At 73.1% G+C, this 22232-nt stretch carries 22 protein-coding genes; 7 read left to right on the forward strand and 15 right to left on the reverse strand.

Annotated features, from left to right (window positions below; genetic code table 11):
* Positions 1–22: 22 nt before the first annotated feature.
* The 5 genes from OG904_RS22235 to OG904_RS22255 form a co-directional block, all read right to left on the reverse strand.
* Positions 23–568, reverse strand: a complete 546-nt coding sequence (locus tag OG904_RS22235; RefSeq protein ID WP_405493600.1) for a GNAT family N-acetyltransferase — start codon at positions 566–568, stop codon at positions 23–25.
* Between the two features lie 39 nt (positions 569–607).
* Positions 608–1324, reverse strand: a complete 717-nt coding sequence (locus OG904_RS22240) for a TetR/AcrR family transcriptional regulator (protein ID WP_405493602.1) — start codon at positions 1322–1324, stop codon at positions 608–610.
* Between the two features lie 46 nt (positions 1325–1370).
* The gene (locus OG904_RS22245) at positions 1371–2429 is read right to left on the reverse strand and encodes a PDR/VanB family oxidoreductase (RefSeq protein ID WP_405493604.1); all 1059 of its coding nucleotides are present in this window, start codon (positions 2427–2429) and stop codon (positions 1371–1373) included.
* Positions 2426–3406 (reverse strand): metal-dependent hydrolase, encoded by a 981-nt coding sequence (locus OG904_RS22250; RefSeq protein WP_405493606.1) that lies wholly within the window; start codon positions 3404–3406, stop codon positions 2426–2428. The genes OG904_RS22245 and OG904_RS22250 overlap by 4 nt, the downstream gene beginning before the upstream one ends.
* 121 nt (positions 3407–3527) lie before the next feature.
* The gene (locus OG904_RS22255) at positions 3528–4247 is read right to left on the reverse strand and encodes a helix-turn-helix transcriptional regulator (protein WP_405493608.1); all 720 of its coding nucleotides are present in this window, start codon (positions 4245–4247) and stop codon (positions 3528–3530) included.
* Between the two features lie 428 nt (positions 4248–4675).
* Between OG904_RS22255 and OG904_RS22260 the strand changes: the two genes are divergently transcribed.
* On the forward strand, positions 4676–5278 hold the full coding sequence (locus OG904_RS22260; RefSeq protein ID WP_405493610.1) for a hypothetical protein: 603 nt from the start codon (positions 4676–4678) through the stop codon (positions 5276–5278).
* An 84-nt stretch (positions 5279–5362) separates the two neighbouring features.
* Here OG904_RS22260 and OG904_RS22265 read toward each other — a convergent pair whose 3' ends face one another.
* From OG904_RS22265 to OG904_RS22275, 3 genes are all read right to left on the reverse strand, one after another.
* A complete protein-coding gene (locus OG904_RS22265) occupies positions 5363–7291 on the reverse strand; it encodes a hypothetical protein (protein ID WP_405493612.1) in 1929 nt (642 codons plus the stop codon).
* A gap of 85 nt (positions 7292–7376) precedes the next feature.
* Entirely contained in the window at positions 7377–8195 is an 819-nt protein-coding gene (locus OG904_RS22270) for a tyrosine-protein phosphatase (protein WP_405493614.1), read from the reverse strand.
* Between the two features lie 48 nt (positions 8196–8243).
* Positions 8244–8894 (reverse strand): rhomboid-like protein, encoded by a 651-nt coding sequence (locus OG904_RS22275; protein WP_405493616.1) that lies wholly within the window; start codon positions 8892–8894, stop codon positions 8244–8246.
* A gap of 66 nt (positions 8895–8960) precedes the next feature.
* Between OG904_RS22275 and OG904_RS22280 the strand changes: the two genes are divergently transcribed.
* Both OG904_RS22280 and OG904_RS22285 read left to right on the forward strand, forming a co-directional pair.
* Positions 8961–9707: a hypothetical protein gene (locus OG904_RS22280; RefSeq protein WP_405493618.1), complete on the forward strand. Its 747-nt coding sequence runs from the start codon at positions 8961–8963 to the stop codon at positions 9705–9707.
* A 74-nt stretch (positions 9708–9781) separates the two neighbouring features.
* A complete protein-coding gene (locus OG904_RS22285; RefSeq protein ID WP_405493620.1) occupies positions 9782–11302 on the forward strand; it encodes a PepSY-associated TM helix domain-containing protein in 1521 nt (506 codons plus the stop codon).
* A gap of 58 nt (positions 11303–11360) precedes the next feature.
* Here the strand turns inward: OG904_RS22285 and OG904_RS22290 are convergent, their stop codons facing one another.
* The 3 genes from OG904_RS22290 to glnII all read right to left on the reverse strand — a co-directional run bounded on the left by OG904_RS22290 (position 11361) and on the right by glnII (position 15420).
* Positions 11361–13121, reverse strand: a complete 1761-nt coding sequence (locus OG904_RS22290) for a serine/threonine-protein kinase (RefSeq protein WP_405493622.1) — start codon at positions 13119–13121, stop codon at positions 11361–11363.
* Between the two features lie 199 nt (positions 13122–13320).
* A complete protein-coding gene (locus OG904_RS22295) occupies positions 13321–13908 on the reverse strand; it encodes a winged helix-turn-helix domain-containing protein (protein WP_405493624.1) in 588 nt (195 codons plus the stop codon).
* Between the two features lie 492 nt (positions 13909–14400).
* A complete protein-coding gene (gene glnII / locus OG904_RS22300; protein WP_405493626.1) occupies positions 14401–15420 on the reverse strand; it encodes a glutamine synthetase in 1020 nt (339 codons plus the stop codon).
* Positions 15421–15670: 250 nt separating this feature from the next.
* On the opposite strand from glnII, the gene OG904_RS22305 reads away from it, so the two are divergent.
* Positions 15671–16600 carry a Gfo/Idh/MocA family protein gene (locus OG904_RS22305; protein WP_405498189.1) on the forward strand — a complete coding sequence of 310 codons (930 nt, stop codon included), beginning with the start codon at positions 15671–15673 and terminating at the stop codon, positions 16598–16600.
* Between the two features lie 88 nt (positions 16601–16688).
* Here the strand turns inward: OG904_RS22305 and OG904_RS22310 are convergent, their stop codons facing one another.
* Positions 16689–17147 carry a hypothetical protein gene (locus OG904_RS22310; RefSeq protein WP_405493628.1) on the reverse strand — a complete coding sequence of 153 codons (459 nt, stop codon included), beginning with the start codon at positions 17145–17147 and terminating at the stop codon, positions 16689–16691.
* An 860-nt stretch (positions 17148–18007) separates the two neighbouring features.
* Between OG904_RS22310 and OG904_RS22315 the strand changes: the two genes are divergently transcribed.
* Positions 18008–18346: a hypothetical protein gene (locus OG904_RS22315; RefSeq protein ID WP_405493630.1), complete on the forward strand. Its 339-nt coding sequence runs from the start codon at positions 18008–18010 to the stop codon at positions 18344–18346.
* 566 nt (positions 18347–18912) lie between these two features.
* Here the strand turns inward: OG904_RS22315 and OG904_RS22320 are convergent.
* Positions 18913–19284, reverse strand: coding sequence for an ArsC/Spx/MgsR family protein (locus OG904_RS22320; protein ID WP_405493632.1), 372 nt, complete (start codon positions 19282–19284; stop codon positions 18913–18915).
* A 106-nt stretch (positions 19285–19390) separates the two neighbouring features.
* Between OG904_RS22320 and OG904_RS22325 the strand changes: the two genes are divergently transcribed.
* On the forward strand, positions 19391–19654 hold the full coding sequence (locus tag OG904_RS22325; RefSeq protein WP_405493634.1) for a hypothetical protein: 264 nt from the start codon (positions 19391–19393) through the stop codon (positions 19652–19654).
* 40 nt (positions 19655–19694) lie between these two features.
* Here OG904_RS22325 and OG904_RS22330 read toward each other — a convergent pair whose 3' ends face one another.
* Positions 19695–19937, reverse strand: a complete 243-nt coding sequence (locus OG904_RS22330; protein ID WP_405493636.1) for a hypothetical protein — start codon at positions 19935–19937, stop codon at positions 19695–19697.
* Positions 19938–20029: 92 nt separating this feature from the next.
* Positions 20030–21145 carry a PP2C family protein-serine/threonine phosphatase gene (locus tag OG904_RS22335; RefSeq protein WP_405493638.1) on the reverse strand — a complete coding sequence of 372 codons (1116 nt, stop codon included), beginning with the start codon at positions 21143–21145 and terminating at the stop codon, positions 20030–20032.
* 76 nt (positions 21146–21221) lie between these two features.
* On the opposite strand from OG904_RS22335, the gene OG904_RS22340 reads away from it, so the two are divergent.
* On the forward strand, positions 21222–21938 hold the full coding sequence (locus tag OG904_RS22340) for a VIT family protein (protein WP_405493640.1): 717 nt from the start codon (positions 21222–21224) through the stop codon (positions 21936–21938).
* Positions 21939–22232: the final 294 nt, after the last annotated feature.

Genomic DNA, 22232 nt, shown 5'->3' on the forward strand with positions numbered 1-22232 from the left:
GCTCCGGCCGGGGTGACCCGCTTCAGGCGGGGGTGACCAGGGTGAGCCGGTCGAGCCGCTTCTCCAGCAGGATCACCCCGTAGACCCGACCGTCCTTGCCCTCCTTGTGGGGGAACTCCCCGACCACCCGGTAGCCCGCGTCCTGGTAGTACGCGAGCAGCCGGGGGTTGGTGGAGACGCAGTCCAGCCGCGCCCGTTCGCGGCCGGTCCTGGCGATCCGCCGCTCGGAGTGTTCGAGCAGCCGCCGGCCGGCCCCGGCGGGCGCGGCCTCGCGTTCGACCATGAGGCGGTGCACGTAGCCGGCCACGGGCGGTTGGATGCCCCAGGCCTCCTCGTCGGACCACCACAGTTCGTACGCCCCGACCGCGTACCCGTCACCGTCGGAGGCGAGCCACACCTCGCCCTCGCGCATGATCGCCCGGAAGTGCGCGGCGTCCTTCTCACCGGGTTTCCACTGCTCGATCCCGTGCGCGCCCATCCAGCGGGCGGCCTGGTCGTACAGGGCCACCAGCGTGCCGGCGTCCTTCTCCTCCGCATGGCGGAACACGATCCCGTCATCAATGATCACGCGGGCATTATTGCGTGCCATTCGATCAAGGAGCGGCGATCAACGCGGACCGGGCACCGTGGTGGGCACCAGGCCCGCCAGCCGCCCCACCAGCTCCCCGAACGGCCCGTCGGCGGGCTCGTCCATGAGGATCCGTACGAGGATCCCGGCCATCTCCGCGTCGTAGGCGGCGCTCACCGCGGCCAGTGCGGCGAAATCGTGCACCAGCTGCAACTCCAGCTCGGCGCGCGGGATCCGCCGTCCGTCCAGCCAGATCAGCGCGGTCGACTCGGCCAGGGACACCCAGGAGCGCACCACGAGCTCCATCCGGGCCGGGGGAGCCTGCCGGTCGATGCCCAGGTGCGCGAGGATCTGCTCGTACGCCGCCTGGCGCACCTCGTCGACCATCGCGCTGGCCCGGCTGCTGCCGACCGCGGGTCCGCCCCGCATGAGGGCCGAGAAACCGGGCCCGTGGTCGTCGACGAAGGAGAAGAACCGCCCCATGACCCGCAGCAACCGCCCCCCGAGCGGCCCTTCCTGCGGCTCCACGAAACGCAGCGCGAGCTCGTCGGCCGCCCGGCGCAGCGCGGCCTCGTACAGGCTCAGCTTGCCGGGAAAGTAGTGGTAGACCAGCGGCCGCGATATCCCCGCGGCCGCCGCGATCTCGTCGATGGACACATCGTCGGGCGACCGGTGGCTGAACAGCTCCAGCGCCACCCCGATCAGCTGCTGCCGCCGCTCCTCGACACCCATCCTGCGCCGCACCCCGGTTGTCATGCGAACACCCTACTGGGCGTCCGGGCCGAGCTGTCCGGACGGCCCCTCAGAGGTCCAGGACCAGGTGGTCCCCGGCCGCGCGGGAGACGCACAGGAGCATCGAGTCCTCGCGTTCGCCGTCCGTGAGGAGGGTGTCGCGGTGGTCGATGTCCCCGGACAGGACGCGGTGTTGGCAGGTGCCGCAGAAACCCTGCCGGCAGGAGTACGGGGTGTTGGGGAGCTCGCGGCGCACGGCGGTCAGGGTGGATTCCCCGGCCGCCACCTCGATGACGCGCCCCGAGCGGTGGAGTTCCACGGTGAAGGGCCTCGAGTCGCCGCCCGCGGCCGCCGGGGCGAAGCGTTCCAGGTGGACCGGGGTGCCCGCCGGGACGGCCGCTTCCACGGCCGCCATCAGGGGGGCCGGGCCGCAGCAGTAGACCAGGGTGCCCGGACCGGGGTCGGCGAGAGGGGAGAGGTCGGGCAGGCCCGCCTCGTCCTCGGGGACCAGCGTGACCCGGTCGCCGTAGGAGGCCGCCAGCTCGGAGGCGAACGGCATCGAGCCTCGCGAGCGGCCCCCGTAGATCAGGGTCCACGCCGCGCCCGCCGCCGTCGCGGCCCGGAGCATCGGCAGGACCGGGGTGATGCCGATGCCGCCGGCGACGAAGACGTAGGAAGGGGACGGGACGAGGGGGAAGCGGTTGCGGGGCGGGCGCACCGGGAGCTCGGCGCCCTCCACCAGCTGGGCGTGGGCCTCGCGCGAGCCGCCCCGGCCGTCCCCGACCAGCCGGATCGCGATCGTCCAGCGGCCCTGTTCGGCGGGGTCGCCGCACAGGGAGTACTGGCGCACCAGGCCCGAGGGGAGGGTCACGTCCACGTGCGCGCCCGGGGTCCAGGCGGGCAGTTCCGCCGATTCCAGGGTCAGGGACAGGACCCCGTCCGCGGGCTCCGTACGGGACACGATCAGGGCCGGGATCCACCGCCGCGGCGAGTACCCCGAGACGGGGGTCTCCAGCGCGGGCAGGGGCCACAGGGGGGATCCGGAATCGATGCGCCTGCCGATCGCCCGCTTCGTCAGCCAGGCCGCGCCCGCGAGCGCCCCCGCCGTCAGTGCCGTGGTCCGCCTCATGCGGGGAAACCTCCGTTGGCGCCGGGGGAGGAGGCCAGGTAGGCGACGGCCTGCGCCGTCGAGCCCTCCTGCGAGGGGTGGTAGCCGCGCGAGAGGTACGTGGGGATCGACTTCAGCATCGCGCCCGTGGAGGGCAGGGTGCCCTTGCGGCCCGAGCGGTAGAACTGGCCGACCGAGGCCTTGGAGCCGGGCGGCAGTTCGGGGTCGTGTTCCATGAAGTAGCGCGAGCCGCGCTGCCAGAGGAAGACCAGTGCGGTGAAGGCGGTGGCCCAGGTCCGTGCGCGGCGGCGGTAGTTGCCGTCCAGGTGCATGAAGAGGTCGAAGGCCACTGACCGGTGCTCGACCTCCTCCGCGCCGTGCCAGCGCAGCAGGTCCAGCATCACGGGGTCCGCGCCGCGCCGGTCGAGCTCCCCGGCGTTCAGGACCCAGTTGCCCAGGAACGCCGTGTAGTGCTCGATCGCCGCGATCATCGCCACGCGCTCCATCAGCCACCACCTGCGGGCCCCGCCCGGCGGCAGCGTCCGGTCGCCGAGCAGCTTCTCGAAGAGCCAGTCGACCTGCGCCGTGTACGGGGTCGGGTCCAGGCCCAGCCGCTTGAGGTGGGGGAGCACGTCGTCGTGCGCGCTCGCGTGCATGGCCTCCTGGCCGATGAAGCCGACGACGTCCTCGCGCAGCCGCTCGTCCGTGATGTACGGGAGCACCTGCTTGTAGACGTGCACGAACCAGCGCTCTCCGGCCGGGAGCAGCAGGTGCAGCACGTTGATGGTGTGGTTGGCGAAGGGGTCGCCGGGCAGCCAGTGGAGCGGGGTGTCCTCCCAGGAGAAGGAGACGTTCCGGGCCTTGAGGCCTGCTGTGAGGCCTGCTGTGAGGCCTGCTGTGAGGCCTGCTGTGAGGCCTGCTGTGCGGTCTATGTGTTCCGTGTGTTCCGTGTGTTCCGACGCCACGGGGGCGGGCGACGCGGGCGGCGTATTAGACATGGCGTCAATGTACTGATGGGTAGCGGCGGGGAGAACCCCCTTGCGCGGACTTCTCGCCGCGAGCGCGCCCCACGGGTCGGCGCGCCCGGTCCCCACGGGTCGGCGCGCCGGTCCCCGCAGGTCAGTAAGCCCGGCCCCGGCCGGTCCGTGCCGTCGGCGCCGGTTCCGCCTGCCAGTCGATCGGGCCGCCGTCCAGGGGGAGCCTGCCGGGGGTCAGGCCGGTGGCGTCCTTGACGGTGTGGCTGTAGTGCGCCTGGTCGTGGAATCCCGCGAGCGCGGCCACCTTCGCCAGCGGCAGGCCCCCGCGCTGCAGCCGGAACGCGTGGTTGAGCCGCAGGACCCGGGCGATGGCGGCGGGCGGGTGCCCGATCTGCTCGCGGAACCGGCGTTCGAGGTGACGCCTGCTCCACAGCACCCCGGCCGCGAGCCGGCCGACACTGACCCGCCCCTGCGTGCGGTGCAGTTCGTGCCACGCGAGCATGATCTCCGGCGCGACCCGGGCCGCCCGGTGGCCGTCCACCAGCCTCGGCAGCTCCGCGTCCAGGATCCCGGCACGCCGGTCCGCGTCGGCCTCCTCCAGCATCCGGGGCAGGTGGCGCAGGCCGCGCGGCAGCAGGTCGGTGGGGTCGAGTCCCGGCTGCTGCCACTCCGACATGGGGACGCCGAACAGCCGGTAGGCGCCCATCGGCCACATGCGGATGACCACTCCCCGCACGTCCCCCTCGTGCTGGGCGCAGACCGCCGCCGTCGCCGGGAGGTCCACCCGCGAGGACGAGGCACTGTGGGTGCGTTCTCCCGCCACGCTCAGGGTCCGCACGGGCGCGCCGAATCCGAAATTCACGGTGGCCACCGTATTGGGCATCAGAATGCGCCGCCGGGCGGTCCCCGCGGCATAGGCATAGCTGGAATATCCGCACACCGGCCCTTTCAAGCCGGTTCCCGGGCGGAATTCCCGGCTGGAAGACATACCGGAAGGCGTGGACACGATGGTTCTCCTTCGGCGGGTGGGGGGTGGGAGAAAGCGCGATCCGCAGATGATCTCTGTGGACGCATGCTGCCCCTACGGCAGGCGGGCCGGTAGTCGATCACCGGCCATCCGGCGGAGAGCCGTCGTGGCCACATGTGATCGCCCAGGGAAGCGGACCTGGCTGCTCCCTTTCGTGTCGCATTCCTACAAGACCGAGCCGCCGGCGAACCCCAGAATTTCCCCTGCACGGAACGTCGGAACACCGGAACACCGGCATCACCGATTCAGAGGGGCACGCCCACATGGCAATACGCAGCACCTTCCTGTCCGGCACACCCGCGAAGGCCGTCCTCGCACTGGCGATGACCGCCCTCACCCTGCTCGCCACTCCGGGCGGGGCGAGCGCGACCACCGTCGCGGACGGCGGCCGGCCCGACTTCGCGGCCCAGGCGCGCACCGCGGGACTGGACGGCGCACAGGCCAAGGGCCTGCAGAAGCGCGTCGACTCGTACCTCGCGAAGGAGGCCGGAACCCAGGTCGCCGTCAACAAGATCACCCTGGCCAAGGGCGGCGAGATCCTGCTGACCCTGCCCGGCGAGAAGTACGCCCACGAGCTGGGCGCCCCGCAGGCCACGCCGGCCACCGCGGCCTCGGGCTGCCCCTACACCTACGTGTGCGCGTACAGCGGCGAGTGGTACACCGGCGACGTCAAGCAGCTCTTCACCTGCAACACGCTCAACTCGATCCCCTGGACCGGCACCGGCTCCTGGATCAACAACCAGCGGGCCGAACTGCACGCCAGGTTCTACGACGTGAACAGGAACGTGGGCTGGACCTCCCCGGGCGGCTACAGCGACGACCCGGACGCGCCCTGGGGCTGGGTCTACTACCTCAGCCCCTGCTGAGACCCGACCACTGAGCCCACGGGGGGCCACCCGGGTGTCACCGGGGTCCGCTGAAAGCGGCCCCGGTGACACCCCGCGGCCGGCCTACCGCAGCACGCCCGCCTGCGAACCGTCCGTGAGCTTGCCCGACAGCTCCACCTGCGCACCCGCCGGAGCCTTCACCGCCAGCCGGTTGCCGACCGCGACCCCGCTCACCTGGCCACCGCCCACCGTCAGCGAAGCGAACTGCGCGCTGCCCGCCGCCAGTACGTACCACTGCCCGGCCTTCGACTTCCACAGCACCCCGGCCAGCACCCGCGGGTCCCGCGGCCCGCACGCCGGCGAACCCTCCGCCTTCGCCGCCTGCGCCGCCAGCGGGGCCCCCGGTGCCAGGAACTGCGCCTGCACCCGGTCCGCCGTACCCTGCCAGGTCTCCGCCCGCGTGCACAGCCAGGTCGCCGTGCCGTCGCCCTCCGGCAGCGGCTGCTTCGCGTACGTCCACGCGTTGACCGCGCGCACCCCGTGCGAGCGCACCGAAGGCAGCAGGCACGCGATCCGCGACCAGTCGCCCAGCTCCGCGCCCTCGGTCACGTTCCGCTCGGCGCCCGGCGCGCCCGAGGTCAGCCGGGCCGGCGTCAGCTCGCCCAGGTCGGTGATCAGCCGGGTCGCGCCGTCGCCCGTCACGGCCAGGGCGTTCCAACTGGTGCACGTGCCGTCCGGGGCGGGGCTCGCCACCGGCGGGGTGATCCCCTCCGCAGTCAGCTTCAACGGCGCCGGGGCCTCGCCCGGCTTCAGCAGGTCCCGCAGCGCCGCGCCCGTCACCCAAGGGGCCGCCAGATAGCGGACGTTGCCGTCGACCCGGCTGAGCACCAGGGCCGTCGCCGTGTCCGCCGAGGCGCCGTCGGTCCGGGCGAAGTCGAGGGCGGCGATCTCGGTACCGGAGCGCGGTTCGGCGTACCGCGCCACGCGCAGGCCGTCGTAGAGCAGCACCACGACGGCCTGGTCCACGGTGCCGGCGAACAGCAGCTGCGGCGGGCCCATCGGCGGTCCGGAGGGGGTGCCCGGGGTGGCCGAGACCACGACCGAGCGGCCCGGCCGGGCCCACACGGCCAGGGCCCTGCGCAGCAGGGCGGTGTCGCCGACGCGGTCCCCGCGCGCGGGCCAGCCGGAGTAGTCGGTACGCGAGGACGTGCGCCAGACCGTCGGCGCGACCCGGACCAGCTGCCCGGGGTCCAGGGCCTGCTCCGCCGCCGCGTTCTTCGCGTACAGCGGGGCGGCGGCCCCGTCGGCCCCCCAGCCGCCGCCGGGCAGCGCGAGCAGCGCCCCGCACACGGCGAGGGCGGCCCCGGCGGCGATCCCGGCCCGCACCAGCCGGCGGCGGCGCAGCAGATCGGTGGGCCGGGCCTGGAGCACGCACGGGTCGAACTCGGGGGAGTGGAACAGCCCGTCGGTCGCCGGGTCCCCGGACTCCGCGACGGCGGCGGCCGGGTTCACCACCCCCGCCTCGGTCAGCACCCGCAGCACCTCCGCCTCGGGCAGCCGCTCCAGTGCCCGCAGCACGCACGCGGCCCGGCCCGGCCCGTCGAGGGTGGCCAGCCACTGGTCCAGCGCCAGCTCCTCGGCGCCGCCCGAGCGGGGGAACAGCCGCAGCCCCCACACCTGGGGGAGCAGCGGCGGCAGTTGAGCCCGCCTGGGCAGGGCGCGGAACGTCAGCGGGATCCCGGCCTCCAGGGCGGAGCGCAGCACCCGCAGGCGTACGTAGGCGTACCCGGACTCGGGACCCGCCCCGCCCCGCTGGCCCGGGACCCCGCCCTGCACCGCCGCCTGCGCGGCCACCGCCCCGTCCCGCCGGCCGCGCGGCAGGGCGCGCTGGGCCAGCGAGTGGGCGGTGAGGACCCGCCGGTTGCGGCCGAGGGCGGGCGGCAGCACCAGGTAGGCCAGCCGCACCAGCCGCGGGTAGTGCTCGACGATGGCGGCCTCGGCCTGCTCGACGTCGGGCGAGAGGGGGCGGGTGGCGGTATCCGGCGCAGTCACGTTCAGCAGAACGAGCGAATGGTCGGATGGTCACCCGGTCCCAGTGCGTCCGTTCGGACCAGCCCCCCGAAAGAGGCCGAAAGGTTCATGCGATGAGGCGGGCGCGCAGGGCCTCCACCGTCGCGTCGGAGATCCCCAGACCCTCGCGGACGTACGTCTCCATCGAGCCGTAGCGCGTGTTCACCTCGTCCAGCGCGGCCTCCAGGTAGGAGGGGAAGACGCCGATCAGCGCCAGCGCGATGTCCGGGTCCCCGCCGGCCGCGGTGAAGCCCTCGATCATCGGCGCGAAGGCGATCCGCACCGCCGGGTTGACCGACAGGTACTCGCTCATCAGCGTCTCGTCGTCCGCGCCGAGCAGCGACAGGATCACCGTGGCGCCCCAGCCCGTCCGGTCCTTGCCCGCCGTGCAGTGGAAGAGCAGCGGACCGGCCTGCGGATCGGCGAGCTCGGTGAGCAGCAGCCGGTACGCGGCCTGCGCGGACGCGGAACTCACCAGCGAGCGGTAGACGCTGGCGAACAGGGCCTGCACCTTGCCGCCGCCCAGGTGCTCCTCGGCCACCACCGGGTCGGACAGCATCTCCTTGAGCTGGGCGGCCGGTATCTTCCCGGGGGTGTCGGCGCCGCCCGAGCTGTCGGCGTTGATCTTGTCGGCCAGGGCATCGGCGATGAGGAGCCGGGCGCCGGCCGGGATCCGGTCGGGGTGCTCGCCCCGCTCGATGTCGGTACGGAAGTCGACGACGGTCCGCAGGCCGAGCGCGGCCACCGCCCGGTCGGCCTCCAGGTCGAGCCGGTCGAGCTGGCCGGAGCGCAGCACCAGACCGGCGCGGACGGTGCGGCCGCCGGTGAGCGGGGTGCCGCCGAGGTCGCGGAGGTTGGCGACGGTGGTGGCTTGGGTGACGGTCATCGTGGCTGCTCCAGCGTTGGCGGACGACGGCATTCGGAATCCGAATGATCAGAGAACTGAATGGCTGCGGAGGACACTGCGCTGGGTGACGCGTGTCATCCCTATGATTTTCGGAGATTTCGCTCCGGAAAGGTAATCGGCGGCCACCGACAACCCGAGGCCGAGCCCCAGCGCCACCAGGTGCCCGGCATCGGTGAAGGTCCGCTCCCGCCGCAGCAGCGGCCGCACGGCGAGCGCCAGCAGCCCCACCCGGGCGGTGGTGCGCACCGGGCCGCGCGGGAGTGCCGCGGTCAGCGCGCCGAGCACGGTGTTGAACCCGTAGCTGGTGCCCACGTCCACCGCCCGCCGGGTGCGCGGACCGGCGGTCCGGCGCAGCACCCCGTACACGAGCAGGGTCGCCGCGGTGTGTCCGAGCAGGAAGGCGGCGGCCGTCCACCAGGCCCCGTACGCGTACTCGGCGTACCCGAGCACGGCGGTCAGCAGCAGTGCGTACGGCAGCGGCATCGGTTCCTCGACGAGGAACGCGCTGAGCGGCAGGGTCTCCCAGCGGCCCGCGTCCAGGTTGTCGGCATTGGTGGAGCAGCGGCGCAGCAGCCGCTCCCGCGCCGCCGGATCCAGCCGCTCCAGGGCGTACGCCCCGAGCTGGACCCCGCCCGCATACACCGCGCTCAACGGCACCGTCAATGGCACTGGGTTCATCCGGCCATGATCGGACACAGAGTTGCGGTTGAGTGCGGCGGGGCCTCGTGGCAGCATGCCCAGGTCATGTCACAGAGCCCCGCGCCGATGCGCGCCACGCGGGCCGCGGTCTTCGCGGCGGTGGCTGTCGCACTGGGAGCGGCGGGGCATTCGTACGTGTCCGGTATGGACATTCCCCTGCTGGGTCTTCTGTCCGCATTCGTGCTGATCGGAGGGCTCGCCCGGCTCGCCGCCGGGCGCAGGCGCGGACCGGTCACCATCTCCGCCGCACTGCTCGGCGTGCAGGCGGTCCTGCACCTGGTCTTCTCCGCCTCGGTGCGCAGCCACCACGCGGCGGCGGACATGGACACGGACGTCGGCATGGGCATGGGCATGGGTACCGGCATGGAGGCGGGCGCGGGCGGCGCGAGCGGCACGCACCCCATGCACTCCATGGACTCAATGGACGGCATGAGCGGCATGGGTGACCTGGCCGCCGGCCACGCCCACGACGGGCTCGGCATGATCGCCGCGCACGTCCTCGCCGGACTGTTCTGCGCGCTCTGGCTGGCCTGGGGCGAGGCCGCCGTCTTCCGGCTCGCCGCCGCCCTCGCGGCCGGGGCGCTGCTCGCCGCCCGGCCGCTCTCCCGGGTCCTCGCCCTGCTCCGGTCGCGCGTGCTGCCCGTACCGCCGGTGCCCGGGTTCCTTCCCGCCGCGTACGAACGGCCGCGCACCCTGCGCGGCGCCGTGCACGCGCACACCGCCGAGCGGCGCGGGCCGCCCGCGCGCGGACTGATCCGTATCACGGCCCCCGGCCGTCCTGCCCGCGCCTGAACGGCGCACCTCTTCGGCGAGGGGGCGAGACCTGGGGTCGCTCACCCATGTCTTCGCCAACACCTAGGACACCCATGTCTCTCGACGAGGTCGGGGAACTCCGCGCAGCGGACTCCGACGCACCCACCCCCGAAACCCGTGGCCCCGGCACCTGGGCCGCGCTGCGGCCGCTGCTCCTGCGCCTGCACTTCTACGCCGGGGTGCTGATAGCCCCGCTCCTGTTCGTCGCCGCCACCACCGGGCTGCTCTACGCAGGCTCCTGGCAGGCCGAGAAAATCGTCTACGCCGACCAGCTGACGGTGGACCACGTCGGCGCGAGCGCGCGGCCGCTCAGCGCCCAGGTCGACGCGGCGCGGAACGCCGCGCCCCAGGGCACGGTGACCGCCGTGTGGCCCGCACCCGAGGCGGACGCCACCACCCGGGTGATCATGGAGAGCCCGGGACTCACCGAGGGCGAAACCCTCACCGTGTTCGTCGATCCGTATACGGCCGAGGTCCGCGGGAAGCTCACCACCGCCGGTGACGCGCTGCCGCTGCGCGCCTGGCTGAGCGAGTTCCACTCCAGCCTCCAGCTGGGGGAGTTCGGCCGGAACTACAGCGAGCTCGCCGCGAGCTGGCTGTGGGTGGTCGCGCTCGGCGGACTCGCACTGTGGATCGGCCGCAGGCGGACCCGCAGGGCGCAGCTCCTCGTGCCCGACCGCAAGGCGACGGGCCGGCGCAAGACCCTGTCCTGGCACGGTTCGGTCGGCGTCTGGATCGCCATCGGCCTCGTCGGCCTCTCCGCCACCGGCCTGACCTGGTCCAAGTACGCCGGCGAGAACATCGGGCAGCTCCAGGACAGCCTCGGCGGGTCCACCCCGGCCGTCTCCGCCGTGGTCGGCGACGCCCCGGCCGCCGGCGCGGGAGGCGAACACGCCGGGCACGGCGGGGGCGACGGCACGCAGACGGCGCCGCCCACCCCCACCGACACCATCGGCATCGACGGCGCGGTGGCGGCGGCCCGGGCCGCCGGGGTCACCGAATCCCTGCGGATCACCCTGCCCGCCAAGGGCAAGGGGTACGTGGTCAAGGAGCAGGACAAGCAGGTGCCGGTGCACCTGGACGCGGTCTCCGTCGACCCCGCCGACGGCCGGGTCATGGACGAACTGCGCTTCGCCGACTACCCGCTGCTCGCCAAGCTGACCCGCTTCGGCATCGACCTGCACATGGGCCTCACCTTCGGGCTCGCCAACCAGCTGGCGCTCGCCGCGCTGGCGGTCTCGCTGATGTTCATGGTCGTCTGGGGCTACCGCATGTGGTGGCTGCGCCGCCCGACCAAGGAGCGCAGGCTCTCGGTCGGCCGCCCGCAGCCGCGCGGCGCGTGGCGGAAGCTGCCGGTGATGGTGCTGCTGCCGCTGGCCGCGGTGACGGCCCTCGTGGGCTGGTTCGTCCCGCTGCTCGGGATCAGCCTGGTGGTGTTCCTGGTGGCCGACGTGGCCCTGGGCTTCGCCGCGTCGCGGCGCCGCTCCCGGGCCGAAGCCGAGGCCGGAGCCGAAGCCGAAGCCGAAGCCGGAGCCGAGGCCGGAGCCGAGGCCGGGGTCGACGCCCGGGCGTAGGCCACTCGCCGTCGGCCGCGGCCGCCGGGGGAACGCTCCCGGAGGCCGCGCCCGACGGTCAACCGATCTTCCAGAGCGTCAGCGTGGTGACGTAGTCCGGCATGGGGCCGATCGACCCCTTGCTCGTGTCGAGCACGACCTCGGTGATGCGCAGCATCGCCAGGTTGCCGTCACTGGTGACGGTGCACAGCACGGTCCCCTTCGGGAGCGTCTTGCCCGCCTTCAGCTCGTCCCTGCCCACCCTGGAGGCCAGCGTGTTGGTGGCCACGGCCTCCCGGCACTCCTCCGGCGTGGTGCCCGTGCTCTTGCCCGTGGCCGTCAGGAAGCTCAGATCGGCGCCGCTCCAGTCCTGGTAGGTGAGCTCCATGTCCTGGGTCTTGCCGATCTCCCCCTTGGGCAGGATCTTCGGAGCGTCCAGGTCGACGTGGGTCCCGGTGTTGTACGAGGGCGCGCGCAGGGTCAGGGGCCTGTCCTGGAAGACCGGCGTGTACGCGGCCTTCGGCGAAGCGGAGGCGGACGGCGCGGTCTTGGCTCCGGAGGGGGCCGGAGCCGCGGCCGGGGCCGAGCCCGAGGAGGCGGGGGTGACCGCGCCGCGCTGCCCGGCGGAGTCCTTGCCGGTGGCGCCGCTCGTGCCGTCGCCGTCCAGCAGCCGCGCCGCGCCGGCGCCCGCGAGGACGGCGAGTACGAGACCCGCGGCCACCAGTGCGCCGCGGTACCGCTTCGGGGCGGCGGCCGGGGCCGGGAACGGAGCCGCGGTCGGCACCGGAGGGGGCGTCGCGTACCCGCCGCCCGGAGGCGGTCCGGCGGGCCGCGGCGGCGCACCCGCCGTCGGGGCCCCGTACACCCCGCCGGAGGCGCCGGCCGCACCTGCGCCGGAGCCACCCGTACCGCCCGGAACGCCCGCACCGGCACCGGCGCCCGCACCGGCGCCCGTGTCCGCCACCGTCGGCGCCGGCGGGTGCACGGCCGCCCGGACCCGCCGTGCGATCTCCTGCCCGAGCGGCTCCGGAAGCCAGTCGGCGAAGTCGTTCGGCTGCCGCCCGGCCGCCGCTTCGCACAGGGCGGCGAGTTCTTCCGTACCGATCCGCTGCGCCGGATCCGCCGTCAGGCAGCGCTCCAGCAGCGGCCGCAGCCCGGCCGGATAGCCGCTCAGGTCCGGCGGCAGCCGGTCGCTGTTGGCGATCCGCACGCCGATGGCCGTGGCCCCGCCGTCGCCGTACGGATGGCGCCCGGTCGACGCGACGGCCGCGATCAGCCCGAGCGAGAACAGGTCGCTCGCGGCGGTGACCTCGGAGCCCAGCGCGTGTTCGGGGGACATGTACTGCGGGGTGCCGATGACCCCGCCGGTCCGGGTGAGCTGTGTGCTGTCGGCGGCCCGGGCTATCCCGAAGTCGATGACGTACGGTCCGGCCGCGCCGAGCAGCAGGTTGGCGGGCTTCAGATCGCGGTGGACCACCCCCGCCGCGTGGATGGAGCCGAGTGCCCGCGCCGTGCAGCCGACCAGCCGGAAGACGGCGTCCAGCGGGAGCGGACCGTAGGTGCTGACGGCGTCGTGCAGCGACATTCCCGGTACGAACACCGAGGCGAGCCAGGGTGCGGGGCCGGTGGTGTCGTGGTCGAGGACCGGTACGAGGTGGTAGCCCTGCACCCGGCGCGCGGCCCGCACCTCCTGCTCGAACCGCCGGCGGAACTCCGGGTCCTGCCCGAACTCCCGGCGGACCAGCTTCAGCGCGACGGGCTGCCCGCCGCGCGTGTGCGAGAGGTAGACGGTTCCCATGCCGCCCTCGCCGATCCGGGCGACCAGTCGGTAGCCGGACATCTCGCGAGGGTCCTGGGGTTGAAGAGGGGCGAGCGCGCCGCCGGTTCCGGTAGTCACGGCTGCGCAGCCTACGGCAGCGGCTGGTCACCAACAGCACTGGTGTGCGGCCGAGTTGGCCCTGATCCCGCAGGTCCGGGCATGCGGCGGGCATGCGCCGGGCCCGCGCTCCCCCTCGTGAGCACGGGCCCGGCGGGCAGGATCAGGGGGCGTACTTGTACCCGACCCGGCGCACGGTCTGGATCGCCCCGCGGTGGGCGGCGCCCAGCTTGCGGCGCAGCCGGGCGACGTGGACGTCGACGGTGCGGCCGTCGCCCACGTGGCCGTAGCCCCAGACGGTGGTCACCAGCTGGTCCCGGCTGTGCACCCGGTGCGGGTGCGCGACCAGGTGGGCCAGCAGCTCGAACTCCAGGTACGTCAGGTCCAGCACCTCGCCGTCCACCTCGGCGGTGCGCTGCGCCGGGTCGATGCGGACCAGGGCGTCCCCGGTGACGGCCGCGGGGGCCGCGGGAGCGGGAACGGACTGCGGGGAGAAGGCGACCGGCGGCTGCTGGTCGGCCGGTACGAGCACCAGATAGCCGACCATCGGCGGCTGGCCGGGCAGGGCGGGCAGGGTGTGCGCCGGAGCGGGGAGCCAGGTGGCGCCGGGCGGGAGGAAGTCCACGACCCGGGCCACCTCGTCGCGCTCCACGGCTCGCAGGCGGTGGCGCGGACTGGGCGGGAAGGCCGGGTAGGTCAGGGGGGAGGTCGCAGCGGAGGTGGCAGATGCGAAGGAACGGGTGTTCGCCATGAGTGGTCAGCTCTTTCACGCGGAGTGGTCGGCAGGAGACGTACGTGCAGGCGTCGTCTTGTGTCGTACCGCGCAGACCGAAGGCCTCGGGGAAGCTCGGTTGTGTCCCGGAGGTTTTAGAGGGCCGGCGCGTTCTTCGCGCGGCAACACACCCGGTCGAAATCGTGGTCCTGACGGGACGGCCAGAACGGCTTGAGGTCGCTGCGACCTGTCGGGGTGTGCGAGTGGCTGGCCATGGCCCCATTCAAGCAGATGTCCTGACGTCGGGGCAGACCCTGTCTCACTCTATGGATCGGAGTCTCATATTCGATGATCATGGCGTGAAGAGAATGTTGCAATCCCGACAAACCATCACTCGGTCGCTCGCTCCCGCCTGTCCGTTCCCGTCACCCGTATCGCATTCCGGGCGGATCCGTCCCAGAGGAACGCCGACGCCCGCCCGGTCGCGGGGACCGGGCGGGCGTCGGGGCGTGAGCGGGGGGAGGGGCGGTCTCAGACCAGGCCGTCCTTCTCCAGGGCGGTGCAGCAGGTGTCCGTGATGAGGCGGGTCACCACGTACGGGTCCACGTTCGCGTTCGGGCGGCGGTCCTCGATGTAGCCCTTGCCGTCCTTCTCCACCTGCCACGGGATGCGGACGGACGCGCCGCGGTCCGAGACGCCGTAGCTGAACTCGTTCCACGGGGCGGTCTCGTGCAGGCCCGTCAGACGCTCGTCGATGCCGGCGCCGTAGTTCTTGACGTGGTCCAGCGGCTTGCTGCCCTCGCCCAGGGACTCGCACGCGGAGATGATCGCGCGGTAGTCCTCGCGCATCGCCTTCGTGGAGAAGTTGGTGTGCGCGCCCGCGCCGTTCCAGTCGCCCTTGACCGGCTTCGGGTTCAGCGTCGCGGAGACGTTGAAGTCCTCGGCGGTGCGGTAGAGCAGCCAGCGCGCGATCCACAGCTGGTCGGAGACCTCCAGCGGGCCGACCGGGCCGACCTGGAACTCCCACTGGCCGGGCATGACCTCGGCGTTGATGCCGGAGATCGCCAGGCCCGCCGTGAGGCAGTGGTCCAGGTGCTTCTCGACGATCTCGCGGCCGAAGATCTCGTCCGAGCCGACGCCGCAGTAGTAGCCGCCCTGCGCGGCCGGGAAGCCGTTGACCGGGAAGCCGAGCGGGCGGGTGCCGTCGAAGAAGGTGTACTCCTGCTCGATGCCGAAGATGGGGGCCTGCGCCCCGAACTTCTCGGCGATCGGACGGAGCAGCGCGCGGCTGTTCGACTCGTGCGGGGTCATGTCGATGTTCAGGACCTCGCACAGGACCAGGACGTTGTCGCCGCCGCGGATCGGGTCCGGGCAGGAGAACACCGGCTGCAGGACGCGGTCCGAAGCGTGGCCCTCTGCCTGGTTGGTGCTCGATCCGTCGAAGCCCCAGATGGGCAGCGCGTCACCGTCCGCCAGGATCCTGGTCTTGGAACGCAGCTTCGCCGTCGGCTCGGTTCCGTCGATCCAGATGTACTCAGCCTTGTAGCTCACGGGCCCCATCCTTCGGTGCGTCGCTCCGGCGCAGACTCTGCGGATGCTGCGTTGCGTCCTGCGGTTCGCGTGCTGCGAATTCGTTCTGCGGTGTAGACCGCAGCGTGCCCGCTCGCGATTTCTCTTCCGTTGCCCGTGTGTGAACCCCGTGTTACCGAGGTTTACGCCGCAGGTGGGCGTGGCTGTGCGGGTCGACGTCCGTGCACCCGTACGAGTGGGGCAGACTGGGCGGGTGAGCATTTCGTACGATTTGACGTCCGCCGGAGATGCCGCCGCAGAGGCCGCTTCCGGGCCACGCCCCCGGGTCGGGCTGCTGGGTACGGGCCCCTGGGCCCATCGCACCCACGCCCCCGCCCTCGCCGCGCACGCCGGCTCCGAGTTCGCCGGAGTCTGGGGCCGGCGGCCCGAAGCCGCGACCGCGCTGGCGCGCGAGTACGGGGTGAAGGTGTACGAAGACCCCGACGCGCTGTTCGCCGACTGTGACGCCGTGGCCTTCGCCCTGCCGCCCGACGTACAGGCCCCGCTCGCCGTGCGCGCGGCCGCCGCCGGATGCCACCTGCTGCTCGACAAGCCCGTCGCCACGACCGCGGCCGACGCCCGCGCCGTCGCCGACGCCGTGGTCGAACACCGGGTCGCCTCCGTCGTCTTCCTCACCCTGCGCTTCGCCGAGCCGACGGCCGGCTGGGTGGACCAGCAGGCCGCACGCTCCGGCTGGTTCACCGCCGCCGCGCACTGGCTCGGCGCGGTCTTCCCGCCCGACGGGGAGCCCAGCGCCTACGCGGACTCGCCCTGGCGCAAGGCCAAGGGCGGGCTGTGGGACGTGGGCCCGCACGCCCTGTCCGTACTCATCCCGGTCCTCGGAGACGTCACCTCGGTCAGCGCCACCCGCGGCCCCGCCGATCTGGTCCAGCTGGCCCTGCGCCACAGCTCCGGCGCGGCCAGCACCGCAGTCCTCAGCCTCAGCTCCCCGCGCGCGGCCGCCGGGGTGGGGCTGGAGCTGCGCGGCACCGAGGGCGTCTTCGGCCTGCCGGACTGGAGCGACGTACCGGGTGCCTACGGCCGCGCCCTGGACGCGCTGCTCGACTCGGCCCGCACCGGGGTGCCGGACGCGCGCGGTGCGGAGTTCGGCGCGCGGCTCACGGAGATCCTGGCCGAGGCGGAGGGACAGCTGCCGGAGTGAGGCGCGGGGCCCTGGTGCCGGCGGCCGGGCTCGGCTCGGGGGCTCTGCCGCCGGTGGCCGGCTCCGGGGCCGTGCCGCCCGGGGCCCGTCACTTGATGACGGCGTTGGCCACGATGATGGCCAGCCCGATCGTGGCGTCGGCGACGCCGATCAGGAGCGCCGAGCCGAGGCCGTAGCCGACCCGCAGGGCCACGAAGGAGCCCCAGGCGAACAGCATCGCGGTGTTCAGGCCGAGCCCGATGGCGGTGACCCCGTGCGAGTCCCAGTCGGCGAGCCCGGCGATGAGCAGCAGCAGGACCGTGGGAAGGGTGGCCGCGATCATGGGCCACTCGTTCCACAGCGCCCGCCCCAGGATCCGCCACCGGTGCCCCGCGGAGCCGGGCTGATGGGTGCTCATGTGGTGCGAGTACCCGTGCGCGAGACCGGCGGTGGCGGCGGTGACCAGGACCCAGCTGGCGTCGTAGAAGGGCGTGTACTCCCCGCCCTTCTGGTCGAGCGCCGCGAGCAGCCCGGACGCGAGGACCGTCCCGTAGACCCCGCCGAACATCCAGTCCGCTCCCCGTCGGGGTGGGGGGAGCGGGGGCGGGGGTGGTGGGGAGGGTAGAGGTGGGGAGGTCGGGGACTGGGGCGGCTGCGGCGGTTGTTGGGTCACGGAGGCTGGTCCTTGGGGGTGGTTTGTGCCTTTTGTGGTGGCCCTGGCCAGCGTAGGGGGTGGGGGTGGGGGGCGTGTGAGGGGGGTGGGGTGGGTGGGGGCTGCGGTGGGGCTGCGGTGCGGCTGTGCTGCGGCTGTGCTGCGGGTTGGGCGGGGGCGTTGGCAGGGTCCGGTGGGAACCCGGAAGTCCAGTGTCCTTTCGGTGCGGGCCGGCCCGTCAAGGGCGCTCCTCCTTCGTCGTCGCGTCGCTTCGCGATGGCCTTCGGCCACCCTTGACCGACCGACCCACCCCGAAATGCCACAAGACTTCCGGGTTCCCCCCGGGGAACGGCCGGGAGGGACGGATGGGGAGGAGCGGCCGGATCAGGGATGCCCATCCCCCTCCGGCCGGTGCGACGATCCGCACCCGTCACCTGTCAGCACCGCAGAAGGGGGAGGGTATGGACGCCCGGGACGGTCAGAGCATCCAGGACCGGGTGGTCGGACACCCTTCCCGAGACTTCGCACGGCCAACCGGACCGTAAGGACGACCACCACCCCTTCGCAGGGTCGGTGGGCGCATCAGATCGCTACACAGTCCCACTCGGCTTAGCGACTACCGACCGTCTGTGGTTGAGGAGTCTGGACCAACGGGACAGATTCTGCAGGCAGGGCCTATAGGGTCCTCAAGACCCCTGCTCTTGAGTACACCCGCACCCTGGACCTGAGTATCCGGACGGCTGTGTGATTCCGGCGTGCACCGGTTGGATGAGGGCATGAACACCACCTCCACTCCCGACCACACGCTCTCGGCCCCGGCAGCACGGGACCGCAGCCGGCTGTGGGCCGCCCTCACCGCCGCCCTCTTCGTGCCGGGCGTGGTGGCGGCCGGTCTGCTCACCCTGGTGCAGGAGTCGGCCGCACGCTGTCTGACGTATGGGGAGGGTTGCGCCTCAGGCCTGCCGGCGCGCTGGTTCATCTGGGGTGCCGGCGTCGCGGCCGTGGCATTCGTGGTCGCCATGGCCGCGCCCGCAGTCCGGGTGCGGCAAGCGGCGGTCGTCGTCCAGATCCTGGCCGAGTGCGCGGCATTGCTCGTCATCCTCAGCTACGTCTGACCGCCAGACCCTGCGGAGCACCCATCATCGTCTCATCGTCGGGTCCGGTGGACGGGCGGCTTATGTCCAGCCACAGACGGTCGGTAGCCGCTAAGCCGAGTGGGACTGTGTAGCGATCCGATGCGCCCACCGACCCTGCGAAGGGGTGGTGGTCGTCCTTACGCTCATGTTGGCCGTGTCGAAGTCTCGGGAAGGGTGTCCGACCGCCCGGTCCTGGATGCTCTGACCGTCCCGGGCGTCCATACCGTCCGGCTGGGCGGTGCTGATAGGTGACCGGTCCGGATCGCACCGGCCGGAGGGGGATGGGCATCCCTGATCCGGCCGCTCCTCCACACTCTTCCTCCCGGCCGTTCCTCGGGGGGATCCCGGGAGTCTTGTGGCGTTTCGGGGTGGGTCGGTCGGTCAAGGGTGGCCGAAGGTCATCGCGTAGCGACGCGACCGTAGGGAGCGCCCTTGAGGGACCGGCCCGCACCGAAAGGACGCTGGACTGCCGGGCTCCCACCGGACCTTGTCGAAGCAACCGACCAACGCGCAGCCCAGGCCCCGGGGTTCACCCCCGATGGGCCCTACCTCTTCCGGCCCAGGGCATCGCGGACGGACTCCTCTGAGCGGGCGATCACTGCCGTGCCGTCTTCTGCGGTGATGATCGGGCGCTGGATCAGCTTCGGGTGCGCTGCCAGGTGGCTGATCCAGCGCCCGCGTGCCTCCTCGGTCTCCTCGCGCGGCAGCTCGCGTACGCCGGTCTCCTTGGCGAGCGGGTCCGAGGTGCGCGTGATGTCCCAGGGCTCCAGGCCCAGGCGACCCAGGACCTCGCGGATCTCGGCCTCGGAGGGGACGTCCTCCAGGTAGCGGCGGACGGTGTACTCGGCGCCCTCCGCGTCCAGCAGGGTCAGGGCGCTGCGGCACTTCGAGCAGGCGGGGTTGATCCAGATCTCCATGCCCGAAAGCTTAGCGAGGCGGTGTCTGGCCAGGTCCTTTGTCAGTGGTCGCCGGTAAAATCGAAGGAGAACGACAGGAAGCCAACTACCGTTTGGGAGGCTGTAGATGGCCACTGCCATGACCCTGCGCACCATCGAGCCCGTCAAGAAGAAGCCGTTGCCGGCGGGGCTGCCCCGCGAGTGGTACGAGAGCCACAACCGGCGCCTGAAGGCGATGCGGCTGGCGATATCCCTGCTCGACTCGGGCACGTACGACGTTCAGCGCGCCACCAACCGCAAGATCCGCACGATGGCCGTCCGGACGGGTGTCCGCCGGCCGTCGAACGTCACCTGCAAGATGGTCCGTTCCTTCATCCGCGACGCCGGGTAGTCCGGGCCCGGACCGGCCCGCCAGTCGGTCTCAGTCCGTCTCAGTGCGCCTCGCGGACCTTCGGGAAGCTGTCGCCGTTGCCCTGTTCCTCGGGCAGCGGCGACAGCTTTTCGGGGGCCTCGACGGGGCTCCTCGTGGAACCGGGGGCCGTCGCGCCCGCTGCGGTGGCGCCGACCACGATCGTGCCGGTGAGCAGGGCGATGGCTCCGGCCGCCACCAGGACCGCGGTGATCCGCCTGTTGTGCTTGTGCGGTGCGTGCATCGGGTGGGCCTCGGTTTCCATGCTCGGGGGCTGGGGAAATCGAGCGAATCACGGTGAATGGCCCGAATGGGCGGTTGTCATCGTTTGGTCATGTGTTCAGTACGGCGCGGTCATCAGGCAAGGCCGCCGTCACCGCCGTCACCGTCCGGCCCCTCGTCCAGCGACAGCACCAGGAGTGCCACGTCGTCGCGCGGCCCGCCCCCGGTGAAGGACTGCAGGTCCCGCCAGACGGCCCGGGCCAGTCCCGCCGGGTCCGTCGCCAGTACGGGCACGCGTGCGGTCAGGGGGTAGAAGTGGCCCGCCGCGTCGCGGGCCTCCGTCACCCCGTCCGTGTACATCACCAGCCGGTCTCCGGGGCCGACCGGGAGCTCGGCCGGTGCTGCGGGGGTGGGGCCGGCCAGGCCCAGGCCGAGCGGGGGGCCCGGTTCCACGTCGAGTTCCGAGACCGTGAAGCCCCGTAGCAGCAGGGGCGGCGGATGCCCGCACGACACGATCCGTACGAGGCCCAGCCCGGGCGGGAACTCCAGCAGCACCGCCGTCGCGAACAGCTCCGCGTGCTCCTCCGACTCGGCCGCCGAATCCGCCAGCAGCCGCCGGTCCAGCCGGGCCGCCACCATCGTGAGCTCCGCGTCGTCCAGGACCCCCTCCCGGAAGGCGCCGAGCAGGGAGGCGACCGTGCCGACGGCGGCCAGGCCGTGGCCCTGGACGTCGCCGACCAGCGCGCGCACGCCGAAGGGCCCCACCCGCACGTCGTAGAGATCGCCGCCGACCAGGGTGCCCTGCTGGGCCGCGCGGTAGAGGCCCGCGCAGGCGACCGCGCCGACCCGTTCGGGGATCGGCGGCAGCACCGCGAGCTGGGCCGCCTCCGCGACCGTGCGCACGCTCACCAGCTGGGCGTCGCGGCGTTTTCGGACCCAGGCGACCACCACGCTGAGCAGGCCGATCACCGCGACGGTCGCGAGATCGGAGCCCTGGGCGTGCGCGATGCCGAGCGAGGGCACGCCGACGAGCACGAGCACCACGCCGGCGAAGAAGGCAGTCCCGGCGGCCCCGTACGCAAAGGCAGCCACCGGGGGGAGCCCGGCCAGGAAGTAGCCCAGCTCCACGTCGCCCGGGGTGATGCGCTGTACGCACACCAGCACCACCAGGGCCACCGCGGGCGCGAGGCGTGCCCAGCGCGGCGGCGGCGTCCCGCGCAGCCAGCCCGGCTCCTCGCGTCGGCGTCTCACCCTTCCACCCTGGTCCCGGCACCGGAGGCGCGCACGCCGGGTGGCTCCTTCCGGCGGTGGCCGCGACAGTGGTGGCGTGACGGAAACGGAAAGCGGCGCGCATCCTCCGCACGAGCAGAGCGCGGAGATCAGTACCCGGCTGAACTGGCTGCGCGCGGGGGTGCTCGGTGCGAACGACGGGATCATCTCGACCGCGGGCCTGGTCGTCGGCGTCGCCGGGGCCACGACCTCGCGGACCGCGATCCTGGCGGCGGGCGTCGCCGGACTGCTGGCGGGCGCGCTGTCGATGGCGGCGGGGGAGTACGTGTCGGTCAGCTCCCAGCGGGACTCGGAGAAGGCGGCCCTGGACCTGGAGCGGCGGGAGCTGGCGGAGTCGCCGGCGGCGGAGCTGGACGAGCTGACGGAGCTGCTGGCCCAGCGGGGGCTGAGCGAGGCGGTGGCGCGGGAGGCGGCGGAGCAGCTGACGGAGCGGGACGCACTGCGGGCGCACGCGCGGGTGGAGCTGGGGATCAACCCCGACGAGCTGGCGAACCCCTGGCACGCGGCGCTGGCGAGCCTGGTCGCCTTCACGGTGGGGGCGCTGCTGCCACTGCTGGCGATCGTCCTTCCGGGGGCGTCGGGGCGGGTGCCGGTGACGGTGGTGGCGGTGTTGGTGGCGTTGACGCTGTGCGGGGTGCTGAGTGCGCGGCTGGGTGGGGCCTCTGCTGGTCGGGCGGTGCTGCGGAACGTTGTCGGCGGGGCGCTGGCGATGGCCGTGACCTATGCGGTCGGCACATGGCTGGGCGGCGCCTAGCCTTTTCGGCGGGTCCCTCGCGCCGCTGCGCCGGACTCCGTCCGTCGGGGCCTGTCCGGGCGGGGCCGCGACCATCGCCGTCCCGGCGCGGGTCCCGGTGCCCGGTGTGGCCCCGGCTGTCCCGGCGGGGGCCCCTGTGCCGGGGCGCGCGTGGTGGGCCCTGCGGGGCGGAGCTCCCCTACCCGCCCTTCGCCCGTTCCCCGGGCTCTGCCCGGACCCGGTCCTCAAACGCCGGACGGGCTGAAGGGCCCCCGGGCTCTGCCCGGACCCGGTCCTCAAACGCCGGACGGGCTG

This window comes from Streptomyces sp. NBC_00096, from assembly GCF_045041305.1.
GTDB lineage: Bacteria > Actinomycetota > Actinomycetes > Streptomycetales > Streptomycetaceae > Streptomyces.

Excerpts from the sequence above, each read along its gene's own strand:
- OG904_RS22240 (WP_405493602.1), bottom strand. The coding sequence starts at position 1,324 with ATGACAACCGGGGTGCGGCGCAGGATGGGTGTCGAGGAGCGGCGGCAG.
- OG904_RS22245 (WP_405493604.1), bottom strand. The coding sequence starts at position 2,429 with ATGAGGCGGACCACGGCACTGACGGCGGGGGCGCTCGCGGGCGCGGCC.
- OG904_RS22250 (WP_405493606.1), bottom strand. The coding sequence starts at position 3,406 with ATGTCTAATACGCCGCCCGCGTCGCCCGCCCCCGTGGCGTCGGAACAC.
- OG904_RS22260 (WP_405493610.1), top strand. The coding sequence starts at position 4,676 with ATGGCAATACGCAGCACCTTCCTGTCCGGCACACCCGCGAAGGCCGTC.
- OG904_RS22270 (WP_405493614.1), bottom strand. The coding sequence starts at position 8,195 with ATGACCGTCACCCAAGCCACCACCGTCGCCAACCTCCGCGACCTCGGC.
- OG904_RS22275 (WP_405493616.1), bottom strand. The coding sequence starts at position 8,894 with ATGAACCCAGTGCCATTGACGGTGCCGTTGAGCGCGGTGTATGCGGGC.
- OG904_RS22280 (WP_405493618.1), top strand. The coding sequence starts at position 8,961 with ATGTCACAGAGCCCCGCGCCGATGCGCGCCACGCGGGCCGCGGTCTTC.
- OG904_RS22285 (WP_405493620.1), top strand. The coding sequence starts at position 9,782 with ATGTCTCTCGACGAGGTCGGGGAACTCCGCGCAGCGGACTCCGACGCA.
- OG904_RS22290 (WP_405493622.1), bottom strand. The coding sequence starts at position 13,121 with ATGTCCGGCTACCGACTGGTCGCCCGGATCGGCGAGGGCGGCATGGGA.
- OG904_RS22295 (WP_405493624.1), bottom strand. The coding sequence starts at position 13,908 with ATGGCGAACACCCGTTCCTTCGCATCTGCCACCTCCGCTGCGACCTCC.
- OG904_RS22310 (WP_405493628.1), bottom strand. The coding sequence starts at position 17,147 with ATGTTCGGCGGGGTCTACGGGACGGTCCTCGCGTCCGGGCTGCTCGCG.
- OG904_RS22315 (WP_405493630.1), top strand. The coding sequence starts at position 18,008 with ATGAACACCACCTCCACTCCCGACCACACGCTCTCGGCCCCGGCAGCA.
- OG904_RS22320 (WP_405493632.1), bottom strand. The coding sequence starts at position 19,284 with ATGGAGATCTGGATCAACCCCGCCTGCTCGAAGTGCCGCAGCGCCCTG.
- OG904_RS22325 (WP_405493634.1), top strand. The coding sequence starts at position 19,391 with ATGGCCACTGCCATGACCCTGCGCACCATCGAGCCCGTCAAGAAGAAG.
- OG904_RS22330 (WP_405493636.1), bottom strand. The coding sequence starts at position 19,937 with ATGGAAACCGAGGCCCACCCGATGCACGCACCGCACAAGCACAACAGG.